Annotated in this window: 15 protein-coding genes and 1 tRNA gene; 5 read left to right on the forward strand and 11 right to left on the reverse strand. The window is 31.7% G+C overall.

Translation table 11 applies throughout. The features are described from left to right. Positions 1-33 precede the first annotated feature (33 nt). Positions 34-561 (forward strand): LPS assembly lipoprotein LptE, encoded by a 528-nt coding sequence (gene lptE / locus V9L04_RS11180; RefSeq protein WP_338789881.1) that lies wholly within the window; start codon positions 34-36, stop codon positions 559-561. Between the two features lie 27 nt (positions 562-588). After that, positions 589-660 (forward strand) — tRNA-Arg (locus V9L04_RS11185). A 77-nt stretch (positions 661-737) separates the two neighbouring features. On the opposite strand, the gene V9L04_RS11190 is transcribed toward V9L04_RS11185, so the two are convergent. Then, on the reverse strand, positions 738-1499 hold the full coding sequence (locus V9L04_RS11190) for a glucose 1-dehydrogenase (RefSeq protein WP_338789882.1): 762 nt from the start codon (positions 1497-1499) through the stop codon (positions 738-740). A gap of 487 nt (positions 1500-1986) precedes the next feature. Here V9L04_RS11190 and V9L04_RS11195 point away from each other — a divergent pair, with 487 nt between their 5' ends. Then, on the forward strand, positions 1987-2418 hold the full coding sequence (locus V9L04_RS11195) for an STAS/SEC14 domain-containing protein (RefSeq protein ID WP_338789883.1): 432 nt from the start codon (positions 1987-1989) through the stop codon (positions 2416-2418). Between the two features lie 77 nt (positions 2419-2495). Here the strand turns inward: V9L04_RS11195 and V9L04_RS11200 are convergent, their stop codons facing one another. The 10 genes from V9L04_RS11200 to V9L04_RS11245 form a co-directional block, all read right to left on the reverse strand. Continuing rightward, on the reverse strand, positions 2496-3707 hold the full coding sequence (locus V9L04_RS11200) for a PepSY-associated TM helix domain-containing protein (protein ID WP_338789884.1): 1212 nt from the start codon (positions 3705-3707) through the stop codon (positions 2496-2498). A gap of 81 nt (positions 3708-3788) precedes the next feature. Further along, on the reverse strand, positions 3789-6140 hold the full coding sequence (locus tag V9L04_RS11205; protein ID WP_338789885.1) for a TonB-dependent receptor: 2352 nt from the start codon (positions 6138-6140) through the stop codon (positions 3789-3791). Positions 6141-6489: 349 nt separating this feature from the next. Next, complete coding sequence (locus tag V9L04_RS11210) at positions 6490-6828, reverse strand: hypothetical protein (RefSeq protein ID WP_338789886.1); 339 nt, start codon at positions 6826-6828, stop codon at positions 6490-6492. 107 nt (positions 6829-6935) lie between these two features. Next, complete coding sequence (locus V9L04_RS11215) at positions 6936-10073, reverse strand: efflux RND transporter permease subunit (RefSeq protein ID WP_338789887.1); 3138 nt, start codon at positions 10071-10073, stop codon at positions 6936-6938. A gap of 51 nt (positions 10074-10124) precedes the next feature. Continuing rightward, the gene (locus V9L04_RS11220; RefSeq protein WP_338789888.1) at positions 10125-11276 is read right to left on the reverse strand and encodes an efflux RND transporter periplasmic adaptor subunit; all 1152 of its coding nucleotides are present in this window, start codon (positions 11274-11276) and stop codon (positions 10125-10127) included. A gap of 75 nt (positions 11277-11351) precedes the next feature. Further along, positions 11352-12767 (reverse strand): TolC family protein, encoded by a 1416-nt coding sequence (locus V9L04_RS11225; protein ID WP_338789889.1) that lies wholly within the window; start codon positions 12765-12767, stop codon positions 11352-11354. A 187-nt stretch (positions 12768-12954) separates the two neighbouring features. Further along, on the reverse strand, positions 12955-13470 hold the full coding sequence (locus V9L04_RS11230) for a hypothetical protein (protein WP_338789890.1): 516 nt from the start codon (positions 13468-13470) through the stop codon (positions 12955-12957). A gap of 925 nt (positions 13471-14395) precedes the next feature. After that, positions 14396-15388, reverse strand: a complete 993-nt coding sequence (locus V9L04_RS11235; RefSeq protein WP_338789891.1) for an SDR family oxidoreductase — start codon at positions 15386-15388, stop codon at positions 14396-14398. 50 nt (positions 15389-15438) lie between these two features. Then, positions 15439-15954, reverse strand: coding sequence for a GAF domain-containing protein (locus V9L04_RS11240; RefSeq protein WP_338789892.1), 516 nt, complete (start codon positions 15952-15954; stop codon positions 15439-15441). A 134-nt stretch (positions 15955-16088) separates the two neighbouring features. Then, complete coding sequence (locus V9L04_RS11245) at positions 16089-17549, reverse strand: M1 family metallopeptidase (protein WP_338789893.1); 1461 nt, start codon at positions 17547-17549, stop codon at positions 16089-16091. A 185-nt stretch (positions 17550-17734) separates the two neighbouring features. On the opposite strand from V9L04_RS11245, the gene serA reads away from it, so the two are divergent. Together serA and V9L04_RS11255 are read left to right on the forward strand one after the other, a co-directional pair. Beyond that, on the forward strand, positions 17735-19648 hold the full coding sequence (serA, locus tag V9L04_RS11250) for a phosphoglycerate dehydrogenase (RefSeq protein WP_338789894.1): 1914 nt from the start codon (positions 17735-17737) through the stop codon (positions 19646-19648). Positions 19649-20009: 361 nt separating this feature from the next. Further along, on the forward strand, positions 20010-20444 hold the full coding sequence (locus V9L04_RS11255; protein ID WP_338789895.1) for a hypothetical protein: 435 nt from the start codon (positions 20010-20012) through the stop codon (positions 20442-20444). Positions 20445-20502 lie beyond the last annotated feature (58 nt).

Genomic DNA, 20502 nt, shown 5'->3' on the forward strand with positions numbered 1-20502 from the left:
CAAAATCAGAAAATAACGCTGAAATAAATAATAATGATAAATAAATATATAAATAAAATTTTCCTTTTTAACTTGATTCTTCTTCTATCAAGCTGTACAGGTGCATCTCTTTTTAAACTAAATGGTGGAACAATTGATTATACCAAAATCAAAACGCTTTCTATCCAGCCAATTTTGAATGATGCAGGACAAGGACCTCCAACAATTACAATTAATGCAACTGAAAAATTGCGTGAATTTTATCTTCGAAATACCCGTCTAGGATTAGTTCAAGCTGGGGGAGATATGCAGATTGAAGGAAGAATTGTAGGTTATGAAGTTATTCCTGTTGCACCACAAGGAGGATCGCAAGTTGCAACTATTCAGCGTTTGCAAATCAAAATGGAAGTGACTTATTATAATGTTGTCGAAGAAGACCAATCTTTTGATGATAAAGTATATACACAATTTGAAGATTTTGAGCAAAATCAAACACTTTCACAAGTGGAAGAACAGCTAGTAGAAATTATTTTGGATAGAATTGTGTTTGATATTTTTAACGACACAGCAGGAAATTGGTAACAATTAATTACGAATTGAACTAAAAAAGGCTCTGTAGTACAATGGATAGTGCGTGAGCTTCCGACGCTCAAAATTTAGGTTCGATTCCTAACAGAGCTACTAAAAAAAACCGAATAACTTGTTTAAAACAATTTATTCGGTTTTTTTATAATTCTTAAATCTTTCGTTTTTATATACTAAGTAAGCTGTAATTGTGTAAAGCCTCCATCAGCAATAATTTCTGTACCTAATATATAGGAAGCTTCATCAGATGCTAAAAATAAGGCTGCTTTAGCAATTTCTTCAGGTTGACCAATGCGTTTCATTGGATTTTGAGAAGCTAAAGATTGAATCATCTTTTGTACTTCATCTACTGAAAGTCCAGGCATATCCAAGATAGGAGTTTTTGTAATACCAGGACTAACCATATTAACACGAATTTTGCGTGGTAGCAATTCAGTGCTAAGTGTTCGGGCAAGCGAACGCAATCCAGCTTTACTAGCAGCATACGCACTCAATGAATGTTGTCCGATTTGATTAGATATAGAGCCTGTAAATACAATTGAACCTCCATCATTCATGTCTGGTAAAGCTGCCTGAATCAGGAAATAAGGTCCTTTAAGATTGATAGCCAAAACATCATCATATATTTCTTCGGTCATCTGATCGATAGGAGCTGCTTTAGCAATGCCCGAATTAATATACAATACATCTATTTTGCCAAAAGCTTTTACCGTTTCTTTTACAAGAGCTTGACGGTCAGCTGCTACTGAAATATCAGCTTTTATACTGCGTATCTTGTCGCCACCAAGTTCTTTACAAGCCTTTTCAAGCTTTTCTTGTGTACGACCACTAATCATAACTTTTGCTCCTTCAGCTAAAAGTAAACGAGCAGCAGCTAATCCAATACCACTACCTCCACCTGTAACAATACAAACTTTATCTTGAAATCTTGACATAAATAGAATAGATTTTTTTTTAGAATAAAAATTTACAGAGTGCAATATATAAAATATTCAATGCTTTACGAATAATAGGGCATTTTTTATTTTCTTGACTCTATATAAATATCTCTAAGTAAATACAAGTAATTACTTCTAATTTTGAAAGATTTATTTTTTTCAAATAATCTATCTTTACCGACTTGAATAAATACAAAATATTATTCTGAGCTAAAGTTATATATACTCAAGTATCTAGGTGGTATTAGTAAATACTAATTTAGTAGAAAAACTGTAAAAAATAATATGTATAATTTTAAGATAATCCCTACATAGGTGCTAAATACAAGCACTATAATTAGTTTATCGCAGGACAAATAACTAAATTTATTTCTTAAACGTAAGCTATGAATAAGAATATTATCCTATTCTATTTCATTCTTCTGTAAGAGCAAATACTATTTCAATAATTCCTTAATTAAAAAATAATCTCATCCTATTTATCATGGAAATTTACAAAAGCGAATATCAAACTATTAATTTTGATGAATCTAAATCTATACTATCAAAATCTTGGACTCCAAAATCTGAAGAACTTGAGGAAGATGACTTTACTGCTGAAATAAATAAAATAGCAGAGTGTGCTGAAAAATACAATGCCAAATATTTCTTAGACGACACACGAGATTTTTCTTTCACTATTACGATAGAACTACAAAGCTGGGTAGATAATGAGGTTTTTCCTCGTTTTATAGCAGCAGGACTTAAAAAATATGCTATTATCGTATCAAAAGAGTTTATTTCACAACTTTCTATTGAACAAACTATGGAAGGTGAAAAAGGAGCGCAGAGCTTTGAGGTACAGTATTTTGACAATACAGAGGAGGCGAAAAACTGGATTGAAAGTTCATTGTCTTCTGCTGCCACTGTTGCTTAATTTGCATCAGTAAGTTATATATAGCCTGAATAGTTTGGTCTGACCAACTAACTCAAAAACTATTCAGGCTTATATAATTATTCAATTATCCTTAAACGTTTCTTTCTTTTTTTGTGCCTTTGCCACCAAATCATAAAACCTGTAACTGGCAAGGATGCACAAATAAGTGATACTAAAAAAGCTAAGATTTTTCCTCCTAGTCCTAAAATTGCACCTACATGAATATCATAGTTGGCTGCAATTACTTTTTCTCCAAAATTCTTTTCTTTGTGAGGACGATTATAAAGCATTTCACCTGAATTTTCATCAAAGAAAACTTCATTATTGATATAATAAACGCCTTTTTTCTGTTGAATATAAATTGAAAAAGCAGGGTGCGAATGTTCGTCTAAATGCTCATGCCCTAAGTCAATACTATATCCATAGGCTTCAGGATACAATTTTTCGACTTGTGTTGCTATTTTATCTAGAGTGGTTGCTGTTCGTTCTGTTTTTGGAGAGGTCGTTTTGTATTCTGAAAAATCAGGATATTGTGTAAGTCCACCCGAAAAGACAAGATATATCAAAGCTCTAACAAAGAAGAAGGCATAAAAAGAGCCTGTAATCGCAATTATGATTCCGACAAAAGAAGCATAAAATCCTAAAATATTATGCAAATCATAATTAAACTTTTTCCAATTCTTTAGATTTTTTTTAGGAAACCAAAAACGCTGTTTTCTAGCTTTTTTGTTTTTTGGCCACCAAATTATAATTCCTGAAATGAGCATTCCAATAAATAGCAAAGTAGTAATTCCGACTACCCAACTTCCAATAGGACGTGACAGTAATAAAGAAAAATGTATGCCTAAAACAACTCCGAAAAAACCATTTTTCTCATCAAAAGTACCCAAAACTTCTCCTGTATAAGGATTAATATAGACAGACTTATAGATAATAAATTCATCAAAATAATTCCAAGTCGTTTCAGGATTTTTTTCGTAATAGTAAAATCTATAACTTTCATTTCTGTCAATTGGAATATTTACCCAGTGTACAGGATATTTTTCTTGTGTATATTCATTTACTTTTTTTTCTAGTATATGAATAGGTAATACTTGTTTTTTATCTATGTCAAGCTCATTATGAAACATAGCATCTTTTCGCAAAATGTCTTGAATTTCATCTTTAAATACATACAAACAACCTGTAACAGAGATAATAAAAATAATACTGCCAATACCCAAGCCAGCCCATAAATGAAATTTTCTTACCCACTGTTTGAATATTTTTTTTCTATTTGGTAATGTCATAATTATAGTCAAATTAGATAAACAACTAAACTATCCAAAGCATAAACTCTGGATAGTTTAGAAATAGTAGGATAGAAAAGATTAAAATTTGTAGGCAAGAGCTAAACGCCAATTTCTTGGAGCTTCAGCTTGATAATAGTAGAAAGTTCCATAAGGTGCACCACTATATAAATATTCGTCCAGTACATTGTAGACATTGAGTGTAACTTGTACATCATCATTTCCCCAAAATATACCTGCATCTACTTTTTTATAATCTCCAAGAGATTTTTGATTTGGGTTGGAAGCCCATCCCCATGTAGTTCTGTCAGCAAGTATAGTTGCACCTAAAGACAATCCTGCGCCTTTCAAAAATCCTGTTTGCTGTGTGTAAGCAATCCATGTATTTGCTGTATGTTTTGCATATCCTGGAACAAGGTCGCCTTCTTGTAGAGATTCTACATTTGATTTTGTAATTAGGTTTTCAGTTAAGGCATAATTTAAAGTAAGATTCAAACCTTTAATGATTTCTCCTCTCAAGTCAAATTCAATTCCTTTTGATTCTGATTCTCCTTTTATGATAGAATATTGTTCGGTTGGAGCATTGTTAGGATCACTTATCAACTCATTTTTCTTAGTAATTTGGTAAATAGATAAGGTAGTTGTCCATTTTTTATCAAACCAATCTCTTTTTACTCCTATCTCCAAATTATTTCCTGTAATAGGTTTAATTTTGTCTCCATTTCTCAAAATGCCAGATTGAGGCACAAAACTTTGGTCATATAAAGCATAAACTGAAGTATGCTCATCAACTGAACCACTAAGTCCAATTCTTGGAGTCCATTGACTAGCTTTTTGCTCTGCACCACCATAACTTGATTGAGAAATATCTGTAAAACGAGTAGCCAAAGTAAGACGGATTTTATCGTCTAAAAATCCTAATTCATCTTGAAGATATATTCCTGAATATTGTAAATTAATTCTTCCATAAGGACTTGAACGGATTTCTAATGGTTGTGACAAATCAAAATCAGGATAGCCATTTGTTACAGGTTGGTAGCTATCTGCTGTCATTGAAAAATAATTATCACCTGTTTCTAATTGATGCGATTGATTCCAGTCTGCCATATATTCTTTTGTTCCTACATCCAAAGCACCAACTAATTTATGACTAACACCACCTGTCATAACTTTACCGTTAACATAAACTTGTGCAAATTTCATGATATTACTAGATTCAAATAAGCTCACATTACGCTGAATCAAATCTTTTTGTACATCACCAGCCCACATACTTTGTCCGATTTGATAGCTATTTATATAGGTAGTTTGTGCTGTGATTTTCCAATCTTTTTTAAATTCATGTTGGAAATTTACATTGAAAGTTTGGTCATCAACAAGGCTTGGTTCAAGTCCTGGGTCGCCTAAAGTGGTCTCAGCAGGATAGGTTGCATAGCCTTCTGTACTGAAAATATAAGATGCTCCAATGTTAGACATTTTTGCTTTCTGATAAATATATTCGGCAGTAAGTTTTGTTTTTGAATTGAAATCATAACGCAATGAAGGAGCAACAATATATCTGTCATTGTATTCATAATCTCTAAATGAGTTTTTATTTTGTCCCATTACATTGAGCCTTGCAGATAATTTGTTAGTAATTTTTGTATCTACATCAGCTTCAGCACGAAATAAATTATAACTACCTGTTGTAAAACGTACAGACCCATTAAAATCATCGCCTGTTGGTTTTTTGGTAACGATATTATAAATACCACTTGGTTCGCCACTTGACATCATAAAACCAGCAGGACCTTTTACAAACTCTACTCGTTCTACATAGCTCATATCTTCCGTTAAAGGACCCCAACTTGAAGTAATATTTACGCCATTGAAGAAAGCAGAAGCACGGCTTCCTCTCATATTTACACGAGCATAAACATCGCCCCAATGCTCCAAACGCATTGTTCCACTCACATTACGCAACAAACCATCGCTCAGACTTAATACAATTTGATTGTCTAAATCTTTTCTTTGAATGACTTGAATGTTTTGAGGAAGTTTTTCAATTTCTGTTTGTAATCGCAATGAAGTAGAAACTTTTGACTTTGATTTTTCAGAAGATGCTCGTACTGATACTTCATTGAGATTGCCTGTAGATTCTTCAACAGTAAAATTTAAAGTTATTGTTTGATTAGCTTCTACTGAGATTATTTTTGAAATAGGTTTTATTGTAATCCCTACAATTTTTAAAGTGTGATTGCCTGCTTCAACATTTTTAATTTCATAGAATCCGACAGCATTGGTAGTTGTTCCAATATTTGTGCCTTCTAAATAGATATTGACTGCTACGGCAGGTGTTCCATCATTAAGTTGGATAGTGCCGTTTATAGAGCTTTGTGCTAACAATACTGTATGTAGCAAAGCTGTGAATAGAAAGGTAAAAATAATTTTCATGACTTTGTTTTTATTTAGACTGGTTAAAAATAACAACGCAAAAGTAGCAAATAATTCTATTCACACAAAAAAAACTATATTAATTTTACAATTTTTGTAGAATTGAAATGCCTAATGATTATTTTTTTTGTAAATGATTTTATAAAAGAAAAAAAGCAATTCAAATTATATTTGATTGCTTTTTTGATGGTAAGTAATGATTTTAAATAACTTAAGTTTTGGATTATAATTTTTCAGACTCTTTTTTAGTCTAAAAAAATGGTTTTTAATAAAAAAACTCTTTTTGGCTTTTGCATAGATTAGAATCTATTTGATACTTTCAAAAGTGTCTTGAGAGTTTGAATTCTTTTTAGTAACCCAGTAATTTTGTCTGAATGACATCTTGTAATTCTTGAATAGTAGTAATTTTTTCGGCTTCTTCATCATTGATAAAAATGGAAAAATAAGATTCTACTAAAAGAATAAGGTTGATGTGCATCAGAATATCAAAATCAAAATCTTCATAAAAATTTCTATGAGGCTGAATTCTTTCCTCTTCTATATTGAGGCTCAGTAATATCATTTTGACATAATGAGCAATTTTTGAAGAAGTCATGGTGAGTTTTTGCTCTTTTTGAGTAGATGAATTGCTAAAAAAATGATTTATAGCATTTTGATTAGACGGATTGAAATGAGGTTGAATATTCATAACTGCTTTAATTTTAGTATTAGAAATTGTATAAAAAGTATTCTCAAATTGAAAAATGCTTATCGTTTAAGAGGAAACTAGAATAAGGATTTGAGAATATTAAGAACTTATTTTGCCAGTTCTACATCTTGTACATCTTTATTTTTTGAGAAAAAACTGCTTGTTGCTTTCCATTTCTCAAAACGTTCTGCCATACTATCAGCTACTCGGTAGGCAATAGGGACAATTAAAAGTGTAAGAATCATAGAGCTAGTCAAACCTCCAATAAGTACCCAAGCAAGTCCGTTTTTCCATTCTGAACCTGCTCCACTTGCTATGGCAATAGGAATCATGGCAATTACCATCGCAATTGTTGTCATCAAAATTGGTCTGAAACGTTCCATTGTTCCTTCTATGACAGCCTGTGTACTTTCCATTCCTTCTTTTTTAAGTTGGTTTACAAAATCGACAATCAGAATGGCATTTTTCACAACCAAACCTACCAACATAATTATTCCCAAAATAGAGAATATACTGAGGTTTTGCATTGTTAAAGCCAAAGCGAGTAGTGCGCCAATGAGAGCCACAGGAATAGAAAACATAACTACAAATGGCTGAACCCAACTATCATAAAGAGCAACCATAATCAGATAAACAAGTAAAAGTGATGTAATCAAGGCAACCCCTAATGAACCAAATGCCTCAGACTGATTTTCCAAATCTCCTCCAAAACTCACTTCAATACCAGTAGGAATTTGAGTTTTTGCAAGAGCAGCTTGAATATCTGCTCCTACTGTTCCGACAGGTCTTCCAACTACTTGTGATTCGATATTGAGTGAAGGAATTTTGTCTTTTCTTTCTAAACGAGAAGGTCCCATACTCTGCTCTACTTCTGCAAATTGAGATAATTTGATTAGCTCGCCTTTGTCATTTAAAAAAGTAAGCTCTTTAATATCTTCTTGGTTTTGACGTTCGAAAGCATCTAATTGAACACGAATGTCATATTCATAACTATCTTCACTAAAACGAGTATCTGTATTTCCTGTAAACGCATTTTGCATAGTTGCGCCCACTACATCCAATGACAAACCTAAAGAAGCCATTTTTTCACGGTCTATGTCTACAGCTATTTCAGGGCTACCACCTTCTACCGTTGGTTTTACTTCAGAAGTTCCAGCTACACCTTTTACGATCTCTTGTATTTTTTCACTCGTCTCCAACATCAAATTAAGGTCTGTTCCTTGTAATGTGATTTGAATTGGTGCTGCACTTGCTCCTCCAATCATTCCGACAGGTTCTGCTGTAAATTTTGCACCAGCAATAGTTTTTTGTAATTCAGTTTTAATAAAACGAGCATACTGTTCAGAATTCATTTCTCGCTTTTCTGATGAAACTAATTTCACGTTTAGTTCTGCCAAATATGCACTTGTAGCTCCTCCACTTCCTTTTCCTATGGTTGTAAATACAGTAATTACTTCGTTATTTTGAGCTAAATAATTTTCTACTTTTTGAGTAACACTATTAGTTTGTTCGATAGGTGCATCTTTAGGAAGTTCTATATTGATAATAAATTCTCCATTATCTGATTCGGCTGCAAATTCAGCTCCTATAAATCCACCTATTACCAAGAAGAAAGAAGCAATAACCATTGAGAAAATTATAATAGACGTAATTATTTTATGTTTCAAAACATACACTAAAATAGATTCAAAACCTGATTTGATACCATTTATTAAGCGTTCAAACCAAATTAGAGGCTTGTCTAACCATTTTTCATTATTCAAGTGAGTAAGTTTGGAAAAACGAGAAGCCAAATAAGGTGTAAGTGTAAAAGAAACAAGTAAACTGATTAAAGTAGCTGCTACTACCACCAATGAGAATTGTCTTAAAATATCGGCTACAATTCCTGTAACCATACCAATTGGTAAGAAAACAACAATAATCACAAGCGTAATAGAAACGACAGACAAACCAATTTCTTTCCATGTATCTAAAGCTGCTTGCCAAGGTGACTTGCCTTTTTCCATGTGCATTTGGATATTTTCCAAAACTACAATGCTATCATCTACCAAAATACCAATTACCAAAGAAAGGGCTAATAAAGTCATCAGGTTGAGTGTAAAACCTGCCACAGCCATCACAGCAAATGTTGTAATTACAGAAACAGGAATAGCAACCATTACAATAATTGCATTTCGAATACTATGTAAAAACAATAACATAATTACGGCAACTAAGACAATAGCAATTACTAAATCGTGAGTTACGGCATCGGCAGCTTCCATTGTAAAAATAGAAGAGTCAGAAGCAATAGTAAAATCTAAGTTGATACCTGCATATTGTTGTTTGAGTTCTTCTAATCTTTTTCTAACTTCTTTACTTACCTCTACTGTATTTCCATCAGATTGCTTTGAGATTTCAAGACCTAAAGATGTTTTTCTATTGATTCTTGAAATAGTAGAAGTTTCTTTTTTAGTATCATATACTTCAGCTACATCTTCTAAAAAAACATTTGTTCCGTCAGCAAGTGTCGTTACGACTAACTTTCTGAGTTGAGGCAAACTTTTAATTTTTCCAGACAAACGAACCATAATATCTTGCTCATCATTTTTTACACTTCCTGTTGGGAAATCAAGATTGGCAGCCGAAATAGCATTCGTAACCTGTAACAATGAAAGATTATAGTAATTGAGTTTGTCACCATTTACATTGACATTAATTTCTCGTTCTTCTTTACCTACAATATTTACTTGAGCCACACCTTCAATTCTTGCCAAATCGGATGTGATTTTATTTTCAAATAAACTTGTAAACTCTACTTCATCCATATCAGAAGTTGCACCAATACGCATAATAGGAAGATCATCTAAAGAAAACTTACCAATACTTGGGTCTTTTACATCATCAGGAAGTGTTGAAGCAATGGCATCAATTTTTGATTGTGCATCTTGCATCGCTTTATCGATGTCTGTTCCATATTTGAATTCTACGGTAACAACAGAGTAACTTTCTTGTGAAAAAGAGTTTATGACATCTAAATTTTCTAATGTAGAAACAGCATTTTCTATTTCTTTAGTAACTGCTGTTTCTACTTCATTAGGAGAAGCTCCTGGATATTGCGTAGAAATAGAAAGTACAGGTGAATTAATTTCGGGCAAAAGTTCATAAGTAAGGGTTTGATACCCTTGAAGACCAAAAAAAACTAAAATGATAAAAAGCACCAAAATAAGTGAGGGTCTTTTAACGGATAATTCTGTAATTGACATATATTTTTATAATTTAATGAGAGGTAGAAAAGTATTTTCTTAGCTAAGGTTTTATAAAGATTCAGGTGTTTTTGTAGTTTCTGATAAGTTGGAATTTTTATTTTCATCTTGATTCATAATAGTGATTGTTTTTCCATCACTAAGATTGATTTGTCCACTTATCACAACCGTTTCCCCCATTTTTAATCCTTCTATTATTTCTACTTTATCACCTACTGTTTTTCCTATTTTTACTGTTTTGTAGCTTACTTGATTTTGTCCATTGACAGTATTTACTACATATATTTTTGGAGATTGTACACTTCCCACCACTGCTTTACGAGCTACAAAAAGTCCTGATTGATTTTGTGTATTATTTTTGTTTTGAGCATCTATGGCTACATTTCCATACATTCCAGGACGTAAAGGTGTTTTGTTAGGGTTTGGAAGTTCGATTTCTACTTCATATTTTCTACCTGCATCTGCTTGTACACTAATAAGTGTTACTGTGCCTTTAAAGATATTGTCAGGATAAACATCTGTAGTTATTTCTACCGATTGTCCATTTTTGATTTTGACAATTTCTTTTTCACCTACTTTTACAATCATTTTGAGTTTTTCTATATCTACAACAGTAGCAATTAGAGTTCCTGCTGAGGCAAAACTTCCTTCTTCTACTTTTACCTCTTTTATAATTCCTGCCATAGGCGAACGAGCCATAGAATATTTTAATTGTTGTTCAATTGCTGTAACATTTGCTTGAGCATTTTGATAGTTTAATTTAACTTCTTCATATTGTTGTTGGCTAATAGCACCTGCTTCTGTTAGCCTTTCATAACGCTCTACATCTTTCTTAGCTTTTGCTACTACTGCACGAACAGAAGTTAATTGAGCAAGAATATTTGTATCATCAATTTTGGCAACAAGTTGATTTTTACTTACTTGCTGACCTTCTCTGATGGCTAATTGTGTAATGCGTCCTTGTGCTTCTGCAATAATTTCTAGTTCTTTCCTAGCTTCAAAAGTTCCTGTGAAATTGATGTTTTTATCGAAAGAAATTTGTTCTACTTTATCAACACGAACAGGAATGTTAGTAATGACATCTTCTTGAACGGCTGCATTTGCATCAATAGTTTCTTTGTTGGACTTTAGGGTTAAAAACATCCAAACAGCAACGGCAATAACTAAAGAGAGGGCAATAATAGGAGTTGTGTACTTTTTCATTTTTGAAATAATATAATAGAATGAGATTTTTTATTTATAAAGGTTGAGTAATTAATAATTGAATGATTTTATAGATTATTCATTACTACTTGTACTTGCATTTTGGATTAATTCAGCGAGCTGTCCACTAGATTTCATATAGTCTAATTCTGCCAAATTGAGTTGTAACAAAGAAGTTAAATATTGAGTTTGTGCTTCTTTAAGGCTTGTTTCGGCATCTAAAAGTTCTGTCAGAGGAGCTATTCCTTCCTGATAGGATAGGCGTGTAACATCATAGAGTTCTTCGGCAAGATTCATATTTTCCTTTTGTGTTTCTATGAGTGTTCTGTTTTGTTTGAGTGTTTGAGTGGCATTATCAAATTCCATTTGGATAGAATTGATTAAATTTTGTCTATCAAAACTGAGTTGATTTTGTGCTACTCGTACTTGTTCAGCCTTATGTTTCTTTTGAAAGCTATCAAAAATGGGAACGTTCAAACTAACTCCTACAATTCCTACCTTCGAACCTTGTATTTTATATTGTTCATCATTAGAAAATAATCGGTCAGTTTGTCCTTGCCATCCATAGCGAACAAAAGTAGAAAGAGAAGGAAAATAACCTGCATTTACATTCTCTAATTCTAAGGCTTTAATTTCTAGCTGTTTGTTGAGTAATTTTAGATCTGAATTCTGATTGAGAGAAAGCTCTTCCATTAATAAATAACCATTCTCTTCTTTTGTACTGTCTTGTGTTTCTAGTAAAAGGTCAGTTTGAGGAGGAACACCCATATACATTTTCAAAAGATTGAGTTGTTGAATTTTTCCAATCTCAGTGCTTTGTTGCTCACTTAAAAGATTTATGCGATTTACTTTTAGCTGTGTAAGGTCAATTTTTTTGATAAGACCTTCTTCCAATTGTACTTCTGCAATTTTGATAAGCTGGTCTATTCTATCAATATTTGCTTTCAAAACTCCTTTTTGTTTTTCAGTAATTTCAAGTTGCATATAGATTTGAGCTACATTATAAACCAAATCTTCTGTCGTTTTGAAGGTATTTAATTTACTAAGTTCTTTAGTTGTTTGTGCTGCTTTTATACCTGTAAAATAAGATTTGCTAAAAAGAAGTTGTTGCAGTTCAATATTTCCACTTACCGTATTGGCTACACCAAATTTGACAGGAATAGTTGTTCCTGGTTGTCCAAACATTTCACCAGGTAAAAGCTGTTGAGCTAGAGCAAAATTATAATTATAAGACCCTGAGCCAACAATTTTAGGCATTCCTTCTGTTTTTACTTCTTTGATTTGTGCATCGACTGAACGTTCACCTAGTTTTACACTTTTTAAATTTGGATTATTTTCTACAGCAAACTTTAAACATTCTTGTAAACTCATTGGCTTATCTAAAATTGCTTGTGTAGAACTGACTTCATTAGATTGAGAAAAGGCGTTCTGACTAGAAATAGAAAAGAATAAAAGAAAGTAAAATAGCGAGGATAAAAGATTTTTTTTCATAATAGATAAATGTGAAAGTTTTTATTTAGTTGTTTAGTTCTGTTTTTTGAGAACCTTTGTTTTAAAAAAAAGTAAAGTATAAGTTTTTATATAAAAGATATTTCTGTTTTGTGTAAATAGTTCTGAAAATTAAGAACTGTTTTTGTTTTAAAAAAAAGGAAAATTAAGATTCCTTTTTAAATTTGTTTTATTTTCTGTTTTTCTCCCATTCTATGACAAACTCTTGAACATGCTTATTGAGTTGTGAATGAAAATCAATAATTTCGGCTAGTTTTTCATTAAACTCTACATATCTATCATCAGAACGATTGCGTAATACTTTTTGATGTAGCTCTTTTAAGGTACTCACATATTGAAGTCGTTCTTTTGTATTTTCTAACCATCCTTCAACATTCACCTGAAAATAACGTTTTCTGTCACCACTAAAAGTAATATATTGAACCATTTTTCTATCTGTTAGAAATTTTAAAGCTGTACTAATAGCACTCTTACTAGCTTTTAGAAATTCTTGAATAGCATAAAAATCTTGATAAGGAGGTTCTGATAAAAGTAAAAAAGCAAACACACGTCCATGCATAGGTGTAAGTCCTAGATTTTCAAAGACAACACCCATTTCTTCTACCATTGTTTCTTTTTGTTGTAATTTTTGTGTTTTTACAGACTCTTGCTCAATCTCATTTTTATCTTGGTTGTTACTCTTCATGTTTTTATTTATTTTCGTGTCTTGATTACTCTTTGTAGATGATGATACAAATATAGTAAGTTTTTTTGGTTCTGCAAATTGAGAACTAAAATAGTTTACGAAAATATCTAAATTAAGTTGTTAGATTATTGGGATAAAGAGTTAATTTTTATAAAACTACTTGTTGTCACTCTAAAAAAGGATAGTTTATGTATATTATATTCTATTTGTTTGGTTCTCTGACAATTTTTGCACCTCGCTAATTTTATCCGAATTACACCTATTTAGTCAAAAGTTGCTGGTGTCACTACCATAGCCGTCAAGCTATTGTTTATTCTACCATTATCAACGTCTTGTTATCTTCGATAACTGACGATTGCTAAGGTAAAATAAACAAAATCAGCACTTTTCTCCCTTAGCAATCGTGTATTTTCGAAGAACTTTTAAGTCGGCGAAGCCAAAATGGACGTTGGTAATGGGAAAAATAGAGTACAGTTTTCTTAACTTGACGGACATGGTGTCACTACCAACGACAGAAAGAACCTAAAGTAATTTTAGGACGAGATATATTTAATGCAAAAAAACCTCACTCAAAGAATGGAGGTTTTTTAACTATCTGCTTTGGTTCTTATAGAATATTTTATTGCTTTACTATAGGTTTTACCCAATTAAAAGTAATGTAAGTAGACATAGTTTTGGTATAAAGAGGATTAAGCGTAAGTAGTTTTAAAAAGTAAGTTGCAAGATTATCTGTACTTCATTGTAATACAAATTTACTGTTTTTGTAATTGGGCTTTATTAGTAAAATTACCTATTATTAAAAATAAGAGTAAACCCTAAAAACTCTGAGAAGTACATAAAAAAAACTTATCAATATTTTGATAAGTTTTTGTAAAGGAGAAAAATATCTTTTATGTATTGCACATACATTGGAAAAATAAGAAGTTTAATTTTTTATATCTTCCCAATACCAATCAATCGCTTCTGTAAGTCCTTTTTTGAAGGAATATTGAGGAGAATAACCAAGTAGTTTTTGAGCTTTTTCGATAGAAGCCAACGAATGAGGAATATCACCTTGACGATTATCTCCATAAATTGCTTCTATATTTGCAATTTCAGAATCATATTTACTGAGTAACGAACGCATTAGTTCGAACATCTCTTTTACTGTTGTTCGTTCTCCAAAAGCTACATTATAGACTTGATTTATAGCATCTGGATTTGTTGTTGTGGCAGCTAACTCATTGGCTTGTAAAACATTTTCTATATAGGTAAAATCTCTTGAAAAATCACCTTCCCCAAAGATAGTTGGCTGCTTATGTTCCATTAAAAGTCCAATAAACTTAGGAATAACGGCTGCATACGCACCATCAGGACGCTGTTTTCTACCAAAAACATTAAAATAACGCAGTCCGATAATCTCTAAACCATACAAATCTGAAAAGACATTTGCATAGAGTTCATTTACATATTTTGTAACTGCATAAGGCGAAAGTGGACGACCAATGTTTTCCTCTACTTTTGGAAGTGCTTTATGGTCGCCATAAGTAGAAGAACTGGCTGCATAAACAACACGTTTTATTCCTGCTTCTTTTGCAGCAACCAAAACATTTACAAAACCTGAAATATTTACATCGTTTGAAGTAATTGGGTCAGCAATAGAACGAGGAACAGAGCCTAAAGCAGCTTGGTGTAAAATCAGTTCTACATCAGCAACAGCTTTTTTACAGTCTTCTAAGTTTCGAATATCGCCTTCAATGAGTGTGAAATTAGGATTTTCTAAAAGATGAGCGATGTTTTCTCTTCTTCCCATTGAAAAATCGTCTAAACAAACGACTTTATTATCTTGAGCTAGAAATTTTTCACAGAGATTTGAGCCAATAAAACCTGCTCCTCCTGTAATGAGAATGCGTTTTGATGTAAGTTTGTTATTTTCCAAAAAATATAAATTTAGAAGTTAGAATTCAGAAATTAGAAGTTAATTGTAATTTAGGAGTAAAGCAAACCTTCAACGACTTTCATCAATTCTTCTAAGTATTTTTGGTCTGTTTCATCAAAATCATTCACTTTATCGCTATCTACATCCAAGATGAGAGCTACATTTCCATCTTTTCCAAAAGCAGGAACGACAATTTCAGATTTTGAATCGGTACTACACGCAATATGTCCTTCAAATTTTTCTACATCTTCTACCAAAATTGTCGCTTTATCTTTCCAAGATTTTCCACAAACTCCTTTTCCATATTTTATGCGAGTACACGCCAAAGGACCTTGGAAAGGTGCAAGAATGAGAGTTTGTTTTTCAAAGTCAGTAGAATTATTTGTTTCTACACGATAGAATCCAACCCAAAAAAAGTCCATTCCATATTTTAAAGCTGCTGCAATGTTGGCAAGATTTGCCGTAAGGTCACTTTCAACAGAAGTAAGAGCTTTGATTTGAGGAATAAGTTCTTGGTATTTTTCAGCTTTGGTAGCCGCTTTTGAGATAGTTAATGTTTCTGCCATGAGGTTAATTACGAATTAAAAATTACGAATGATTTTATTAAATACAGAGTTACAGAAACAAAGAGAATAAAAATTTGTTTTTTTGAATAAAATGGAAATAATAAATTCATAGAGCGATTCTGACTTATCACTATTTACTTTCCTTCATAAATCAATCCATTCAAAAAAGTTGTGTAATCTGTTTTTGTAGTTGTGTTTATAAGCTCAATGAGGTCTTCTGTCAGTACGGTTTTGTATTTATTTTGTTGATAAAAATCTCTTAAAACTTGAAAAAATAAGGCATCATCACTTAATTTTTCTCTTATTTTATGTAAGACGAGTAAACCACGATGAGAAACAAAACCATTTATAGTCATATTTGTGTGTGCATCTCGTTTACCTATTAAAGATTGTCCCTTATGATAACCATTATCATATCCTAAAATGAGCAAATCGTAACTATTTTTCCCTAATAATCTCTCTATAAAAAGAAGTTCCATATAGGTAGCAAAACCTTCGTGTAACCATAAATCTGACATGTCTGCAGCTGTAACAGCATTGCCAAACCACTCATGAGCTAGTTGATGTACAATTGTACTATTCCAATCTTGTTTTGCATTTCTCCAAAATCTATCATTTTGGTTGCTCCAATGATTTCCAATAGCGATACAAGTTTGATGTTCAGTTTCATTGTAAGGAGATTGAACAAAGCCTACTTTCTCTTTTTTAAATGGATAGTCTCCCAATAAACTATCAAAAAAAGTAAAAGCAGCTAACATAAAATCTTTTTGTGAATTTACTTCCTCATAATCTTCTTCTAACGGATAAAAAAGAAAGTCTATTATTTCACTTTTTCCATCTTTTTCATGTCTAAACCTTTCTAAAATAAATTTATAATTTCCTATATAAAATGAAATCCCATACGTATTAGTTGGGTACTTAGTAAGCCAATGATAATTAACCTTTTCTTCATTTAAAACTTCAAAATGCTCTAAATTTCCGTTTGCAATAGCTTGTAAATCAGAAGATGTAATTACAGAAACTCTAACTGAATCAGCTTCATCAGAAGGATGATCTTTGCAAGGAAACCAAATATGTGCGCCTGTTGCTTCACAAGAAACTCCTATCCAAGGTTTTCTACCTTTTGTTTTCTTGAAAAATATTCCTTCTGAATAATAATCTATTCCAATATGAGATTTACCCTGATAATAAATAGAGATAGAATAAGAACCTTTAGAAATTTTTTTGCCAAAATCTACTACAAAAAAACATTTATCTCTGTCGTATTTTAATGATTGAGAATGTTCTTGGTTTAGAAATAGAATGCTGTCAATTTCTAAATTTTTATATAATTCTAATTGTATAAATTGACTTTCTTCTAGTAATTCAAAATCAATTTTTACTTTTCCACGAACTGTTTTTTTCTTTGGGTTAGGTTCGATTTCGATATCGTAATAAGTAACATCAAAACAACTTCTTAAAGATGTTAATCTGCCTATTTTTTCTTGATGTTCTGCATTAGACTCATTACCACTAAAAGTTCTTATTTGAGCAACAACAAAAGAAGTAAAATAGAAGTAAAATAGAAAAAGGAGTGTTGAAAATAGTTTTGTCATCTTTATTGAGTTGATTGTGAGTTGCAAAAGTAATTAAATTTGATTTTAAATTATAAAAAATCGTCTCATTTCAATTTTCATTAATTATTCAATGACTAATAATTTTTCATAACTTAGTAGCCAAACGCACACAAACAAAAAACGAAAGTCTAAAGAATCAAATTATCTTCATTTCTATTTAGTTTATGAATCCTACAAAAGACACTACAGAAAAGCAAAAATATTTTATCATAGATTTTGATAGCACTTTTACAAAAGTAGAAGCCATGGACGAACTCTGTCAAATAGCTTTGCAAAATCACCCAGAAAAAAAAGAGCGTCTTTCTCAAATCCAGTCTTTGACTGATCAAGCCATGGACGGAAATCTTTCTTTTAGAGAATCTTTACATAAAAGAATTGCGATTTTGGAAGCAAATAAAAGTCATTTGCCAGAACTTATCGAAAAACTAAGCGAAAAAGTATCTGAATCTTTCAAGAGAAATCAGAATTTTTTCGATACTCATAAAGATACAATTCTGATTGTTTCTAGTGGTTTTAAAGATTTTATTGTTCCAATTGTTACCAAGTTTGGTATAAAATCAGAAAATATTTATGCTAACGAGTTTGAGTTTGATGAAGATGGAAAAATAAAAGGTTTTGATGCAAGCAATGTTTTGTCAGAAGATAATGGAAAAGTAAAGTTACTAAGAGAGCTAAATCTTCAAGGTGATATTTATGTGATTGGCGATGGTTATACCGATTATGAAATCAAAGAAGCAGGACTAGCAAACGAATTTTATGCTTTTACAGAAAATATAAAACGTGAAAAAGTAATTAGTAAAGCCGACCACGAAGCGCAAAATCTTGATGAATTTTTATATGTAAACAAACTAGCTCGTAATATCTCGTATCCAAAAAATAGAATCAAGGTTTTACTTTTGGAAAATATCCATACTTCAGCAAAAGAAATGATGGAAAAAGAAGGCTATCAAGTAGAATTACTTTCAAGCGCACTCAACGAAGATGAATTAATCGAAAAAATTAAAGGGGTGTCTATTTTAGGTATTCGTTCTAAAACTAATCTGACTTCCAAAGTTATAGAGCATGCTGACCGACTTTTAGCTGTCGGAGCATTTTGTATTGGAACAAATCAAATTGACTTAGAAGCCTGTCAGGACAGAGGAATTGTAGTTTTTAATGCGCCTTATAGTAATACTAGAAGTGTGGTCGAACTTGCAATTGGAGAAATGATTATGCTTATGCGTGGTGTTCCGAAAAGTGTCATGGAAATGCACACAGGAAAATGGAATAAATCGGCAAATAATAGTTTCGAAATTAGAGGAAAAAAACTAGGTATTATTGGTTATGGAAATATTGGTTCACAACTTTCTGTTGTGGCTGAAGCCTTGGGAATGAAAGTCTATTTTTATGATATTGTGGATAAATTGGCGTTGGGAAATGCGACAATGTGTAGCTCTTTAGAAGAACTTTTGAGTATTGCTGATGTCATTTCTTTGCATGTAGATGGACGTGCCGAAAACTCAAATATTATTGGAAAAGAACAGTTTGATTTGATGAAAGAGGGTGTTGTGTTTATGAATTTGGCTCGTGGACAAGTTGTCGATATCCCTGCTTTGGTAGAAAATCTAAAGAGTGGAAAAATTTTGGGTGCAGGTGTTGATGTTTATCCAGAAGAACCTAAAAACAATCAAGAAGAATTTGTTTCAGAATTGCGTCAAATTCCAAATGTAATTCTTACGCCACACGTAGGAGGAAGTACAGTAGAGGCACAAGAAAATATTGCACTTTTTGTTCCTACTAAAATGATGGATTATATCAATGCAGGAAATACTTTTTCTAGTGTTAATTTTCCAGAGTTACAGCTTCCAAAACTTCAAAATGCTCATCGTTTGATGCACATTCATAGCAACGTACCTGGAATTTTGGCTAAAATAAATCAAATTTTCGCCAAAAATGAGGTAAATATTGTGGGACAATATCTCAAAACAAATGAGAAAATTGGTTATGTAATTACTGATGTCAATCAAAAATACAATGAAAAAGTAATCGAAGAACTTAAGAATATTGAAGATACTATTCGTTTTCGCATTTTGTATTGATATAATTTTATTACCAGAGCTTTTGAAAATATTTAAAAATACCACAAAAAACCTCATTCTCTTAATTGGAATGAGGTTTTTTGATTGATAGGAATTTCCTTTTTACTAACGCAAGATTGCTTCTTGTGTCTGTATATGTTTCCCTTTTTTTAAAGGAAAAGATAGTTTTACTAATTAATTTTATTATTCTAAAAAAAGTACATAAGTAAATATGTATAGATTTTAGCTACAACCTTTTTAATTGATATTAGTATAATACAATGTATAATAGCTTGTTTAATAGATATTTATCGCAATATTGGATTGTGTCTATAAAATTAAATAATTAAAAAATTATATTTATCCCAAAAACAAATGAATTATGAAAGTATACGAAAGTTCTTATCTTACTATTGAATATATACAAGAAGGAAATTACCAAGTTAATACTTGGCTTCCTAACTCTAAAACTCTTGATGAGGCTACTTTTAAGAAAGAAGTTTCAGAACAAACCAAAATAGCAGTAGAAAAAAGTACTTCTGCTTTTATAACTGATGCTAGCGATTTTTTATTTACCATTCATCCTGAAACACAAAAATGGGTAAATCAAACTATTTTTACAGACATGCGTGAAGTAGGAGTCAAAAAACTGGCACTTTTGTCAAGCAGTGATATAATTGCACAGTTAAGCATTGAACAACTAATTGATGAAGATACTCTAAAAGGTTTTGCTAGTGAGTTTTTTGATGATAAAGAGAAAGCAAGAGAATGGATTTTGAGTTCAGAAGAAGAATATTCATCTTCTACACAAATCTAAAAAAGACTTGTAAAACATAAATTCCTCATTCCCATCTAAGGAATGAGGAATTTGTATT

The organism is Bernardetia sp. MNP-M8, assembly GCF_037126285.1.
Lineage (GTDB): Bacteria > Bacteroidota > Bacteroidia > Cytophagales > Bernardetiaceae > Bernardetia.

Bases quoted from the DNA above. Each gene is read 5' to 3' on its own strand.
- V9L04_RS11195 (WP_338789883.1), top strand. From the start codon at position 1,987: ATGGAAATTTACAAAAGCGAATATCAAACTATTAATTTTGATGAATCT.
- V9L04_RS11190 (WP_338789882.1), bottom strand. From the start codon at position 1,499: ATGTCAAGATTTCAAGATAAAGTTTGTATTGTTACAGGTGGAGGTAGT.
- V9L04_RS11205 (WP_338789885.1), bottom strand. From the start codon at position 6,140: ATGAAAATTATTTTTACCTTTCTATTCACAGCTTTGCTACATACAGTA.
- V9L04_RS11225 (WP_338789889.1), bottom strand. From the start codon at position 12,767: ATGAAAAAAAATCTTTTATCCTCGCTATTTTACTTTCTTTTATTCTTT.
- lptE (WP_338789881.1), top strand. From the start codon at position 34: ATGATAAATAAATATATAAATAAAATTTTCCTTTTTAACTTGATTCTT.
- V9L04_RS11230 (WP_338789890.1), bottom strand. From the start codon at position 13,470: ATGAAGAGTAACAACCAAGATAAAAATGAGATTGAGCAAGAGTCTGTA.
- serA (WP_338789894.1), top strand. From the start codon at position 17,735: ATGAATCCTACAAAAGACACTACAGAAAAGCAAAAATATTTTATCATA.
- V9L04_RS11245 (WP_338789893.1), bottom strand. From the start codon at position 17,549: ATGACAAAACTATTTTCAACACTCCTTTTTCTATTTTACTTCTATTTT.
- V9L04_RS11210 (WP_338789886.1), bottom strand. From the start codon at position 6,828: ATGAATATTCAACCTCATTTCAATCCGTCTAATCAAAATGCTATAAAT.
- V9L04_RS11200 (WP_338789884.1), bottom strand. From the start codon at position 3,707: ATGACATTACCAAATAGAAAAAAAATATTCAAACAGTGGGTAAGAAAA.
- V9L04_RS11240 (WP_338789892.1), bottom strand. From the start codon at position 15,954: ATGGCAGAAACATTAACTATCTCAAAAGCGGCTACCAAAGCTGAAAAA.
- V9L04_RS11220 (WP_338789888.1), bottom strand. From the start codon at position 11,276: ATGAAAAAGTACACAACTCCTATTATTGCCCTCTCTTTAGTTATTGCC.
- V9L04_RS11255 (WP_338789895.1), top strand. From the start codon at position 20,010: ATGAAAGTATACGAAAGTTCTTATCTTACTATTGAATATATACAAGAA.
- V9L04_RS11215 (WP_338789887.1), bottom strand. From the start codon at position 10,073: ATGTCAATTACAGAATTATCCGTTAAAAGACCCTCACTTATTTTGGTG.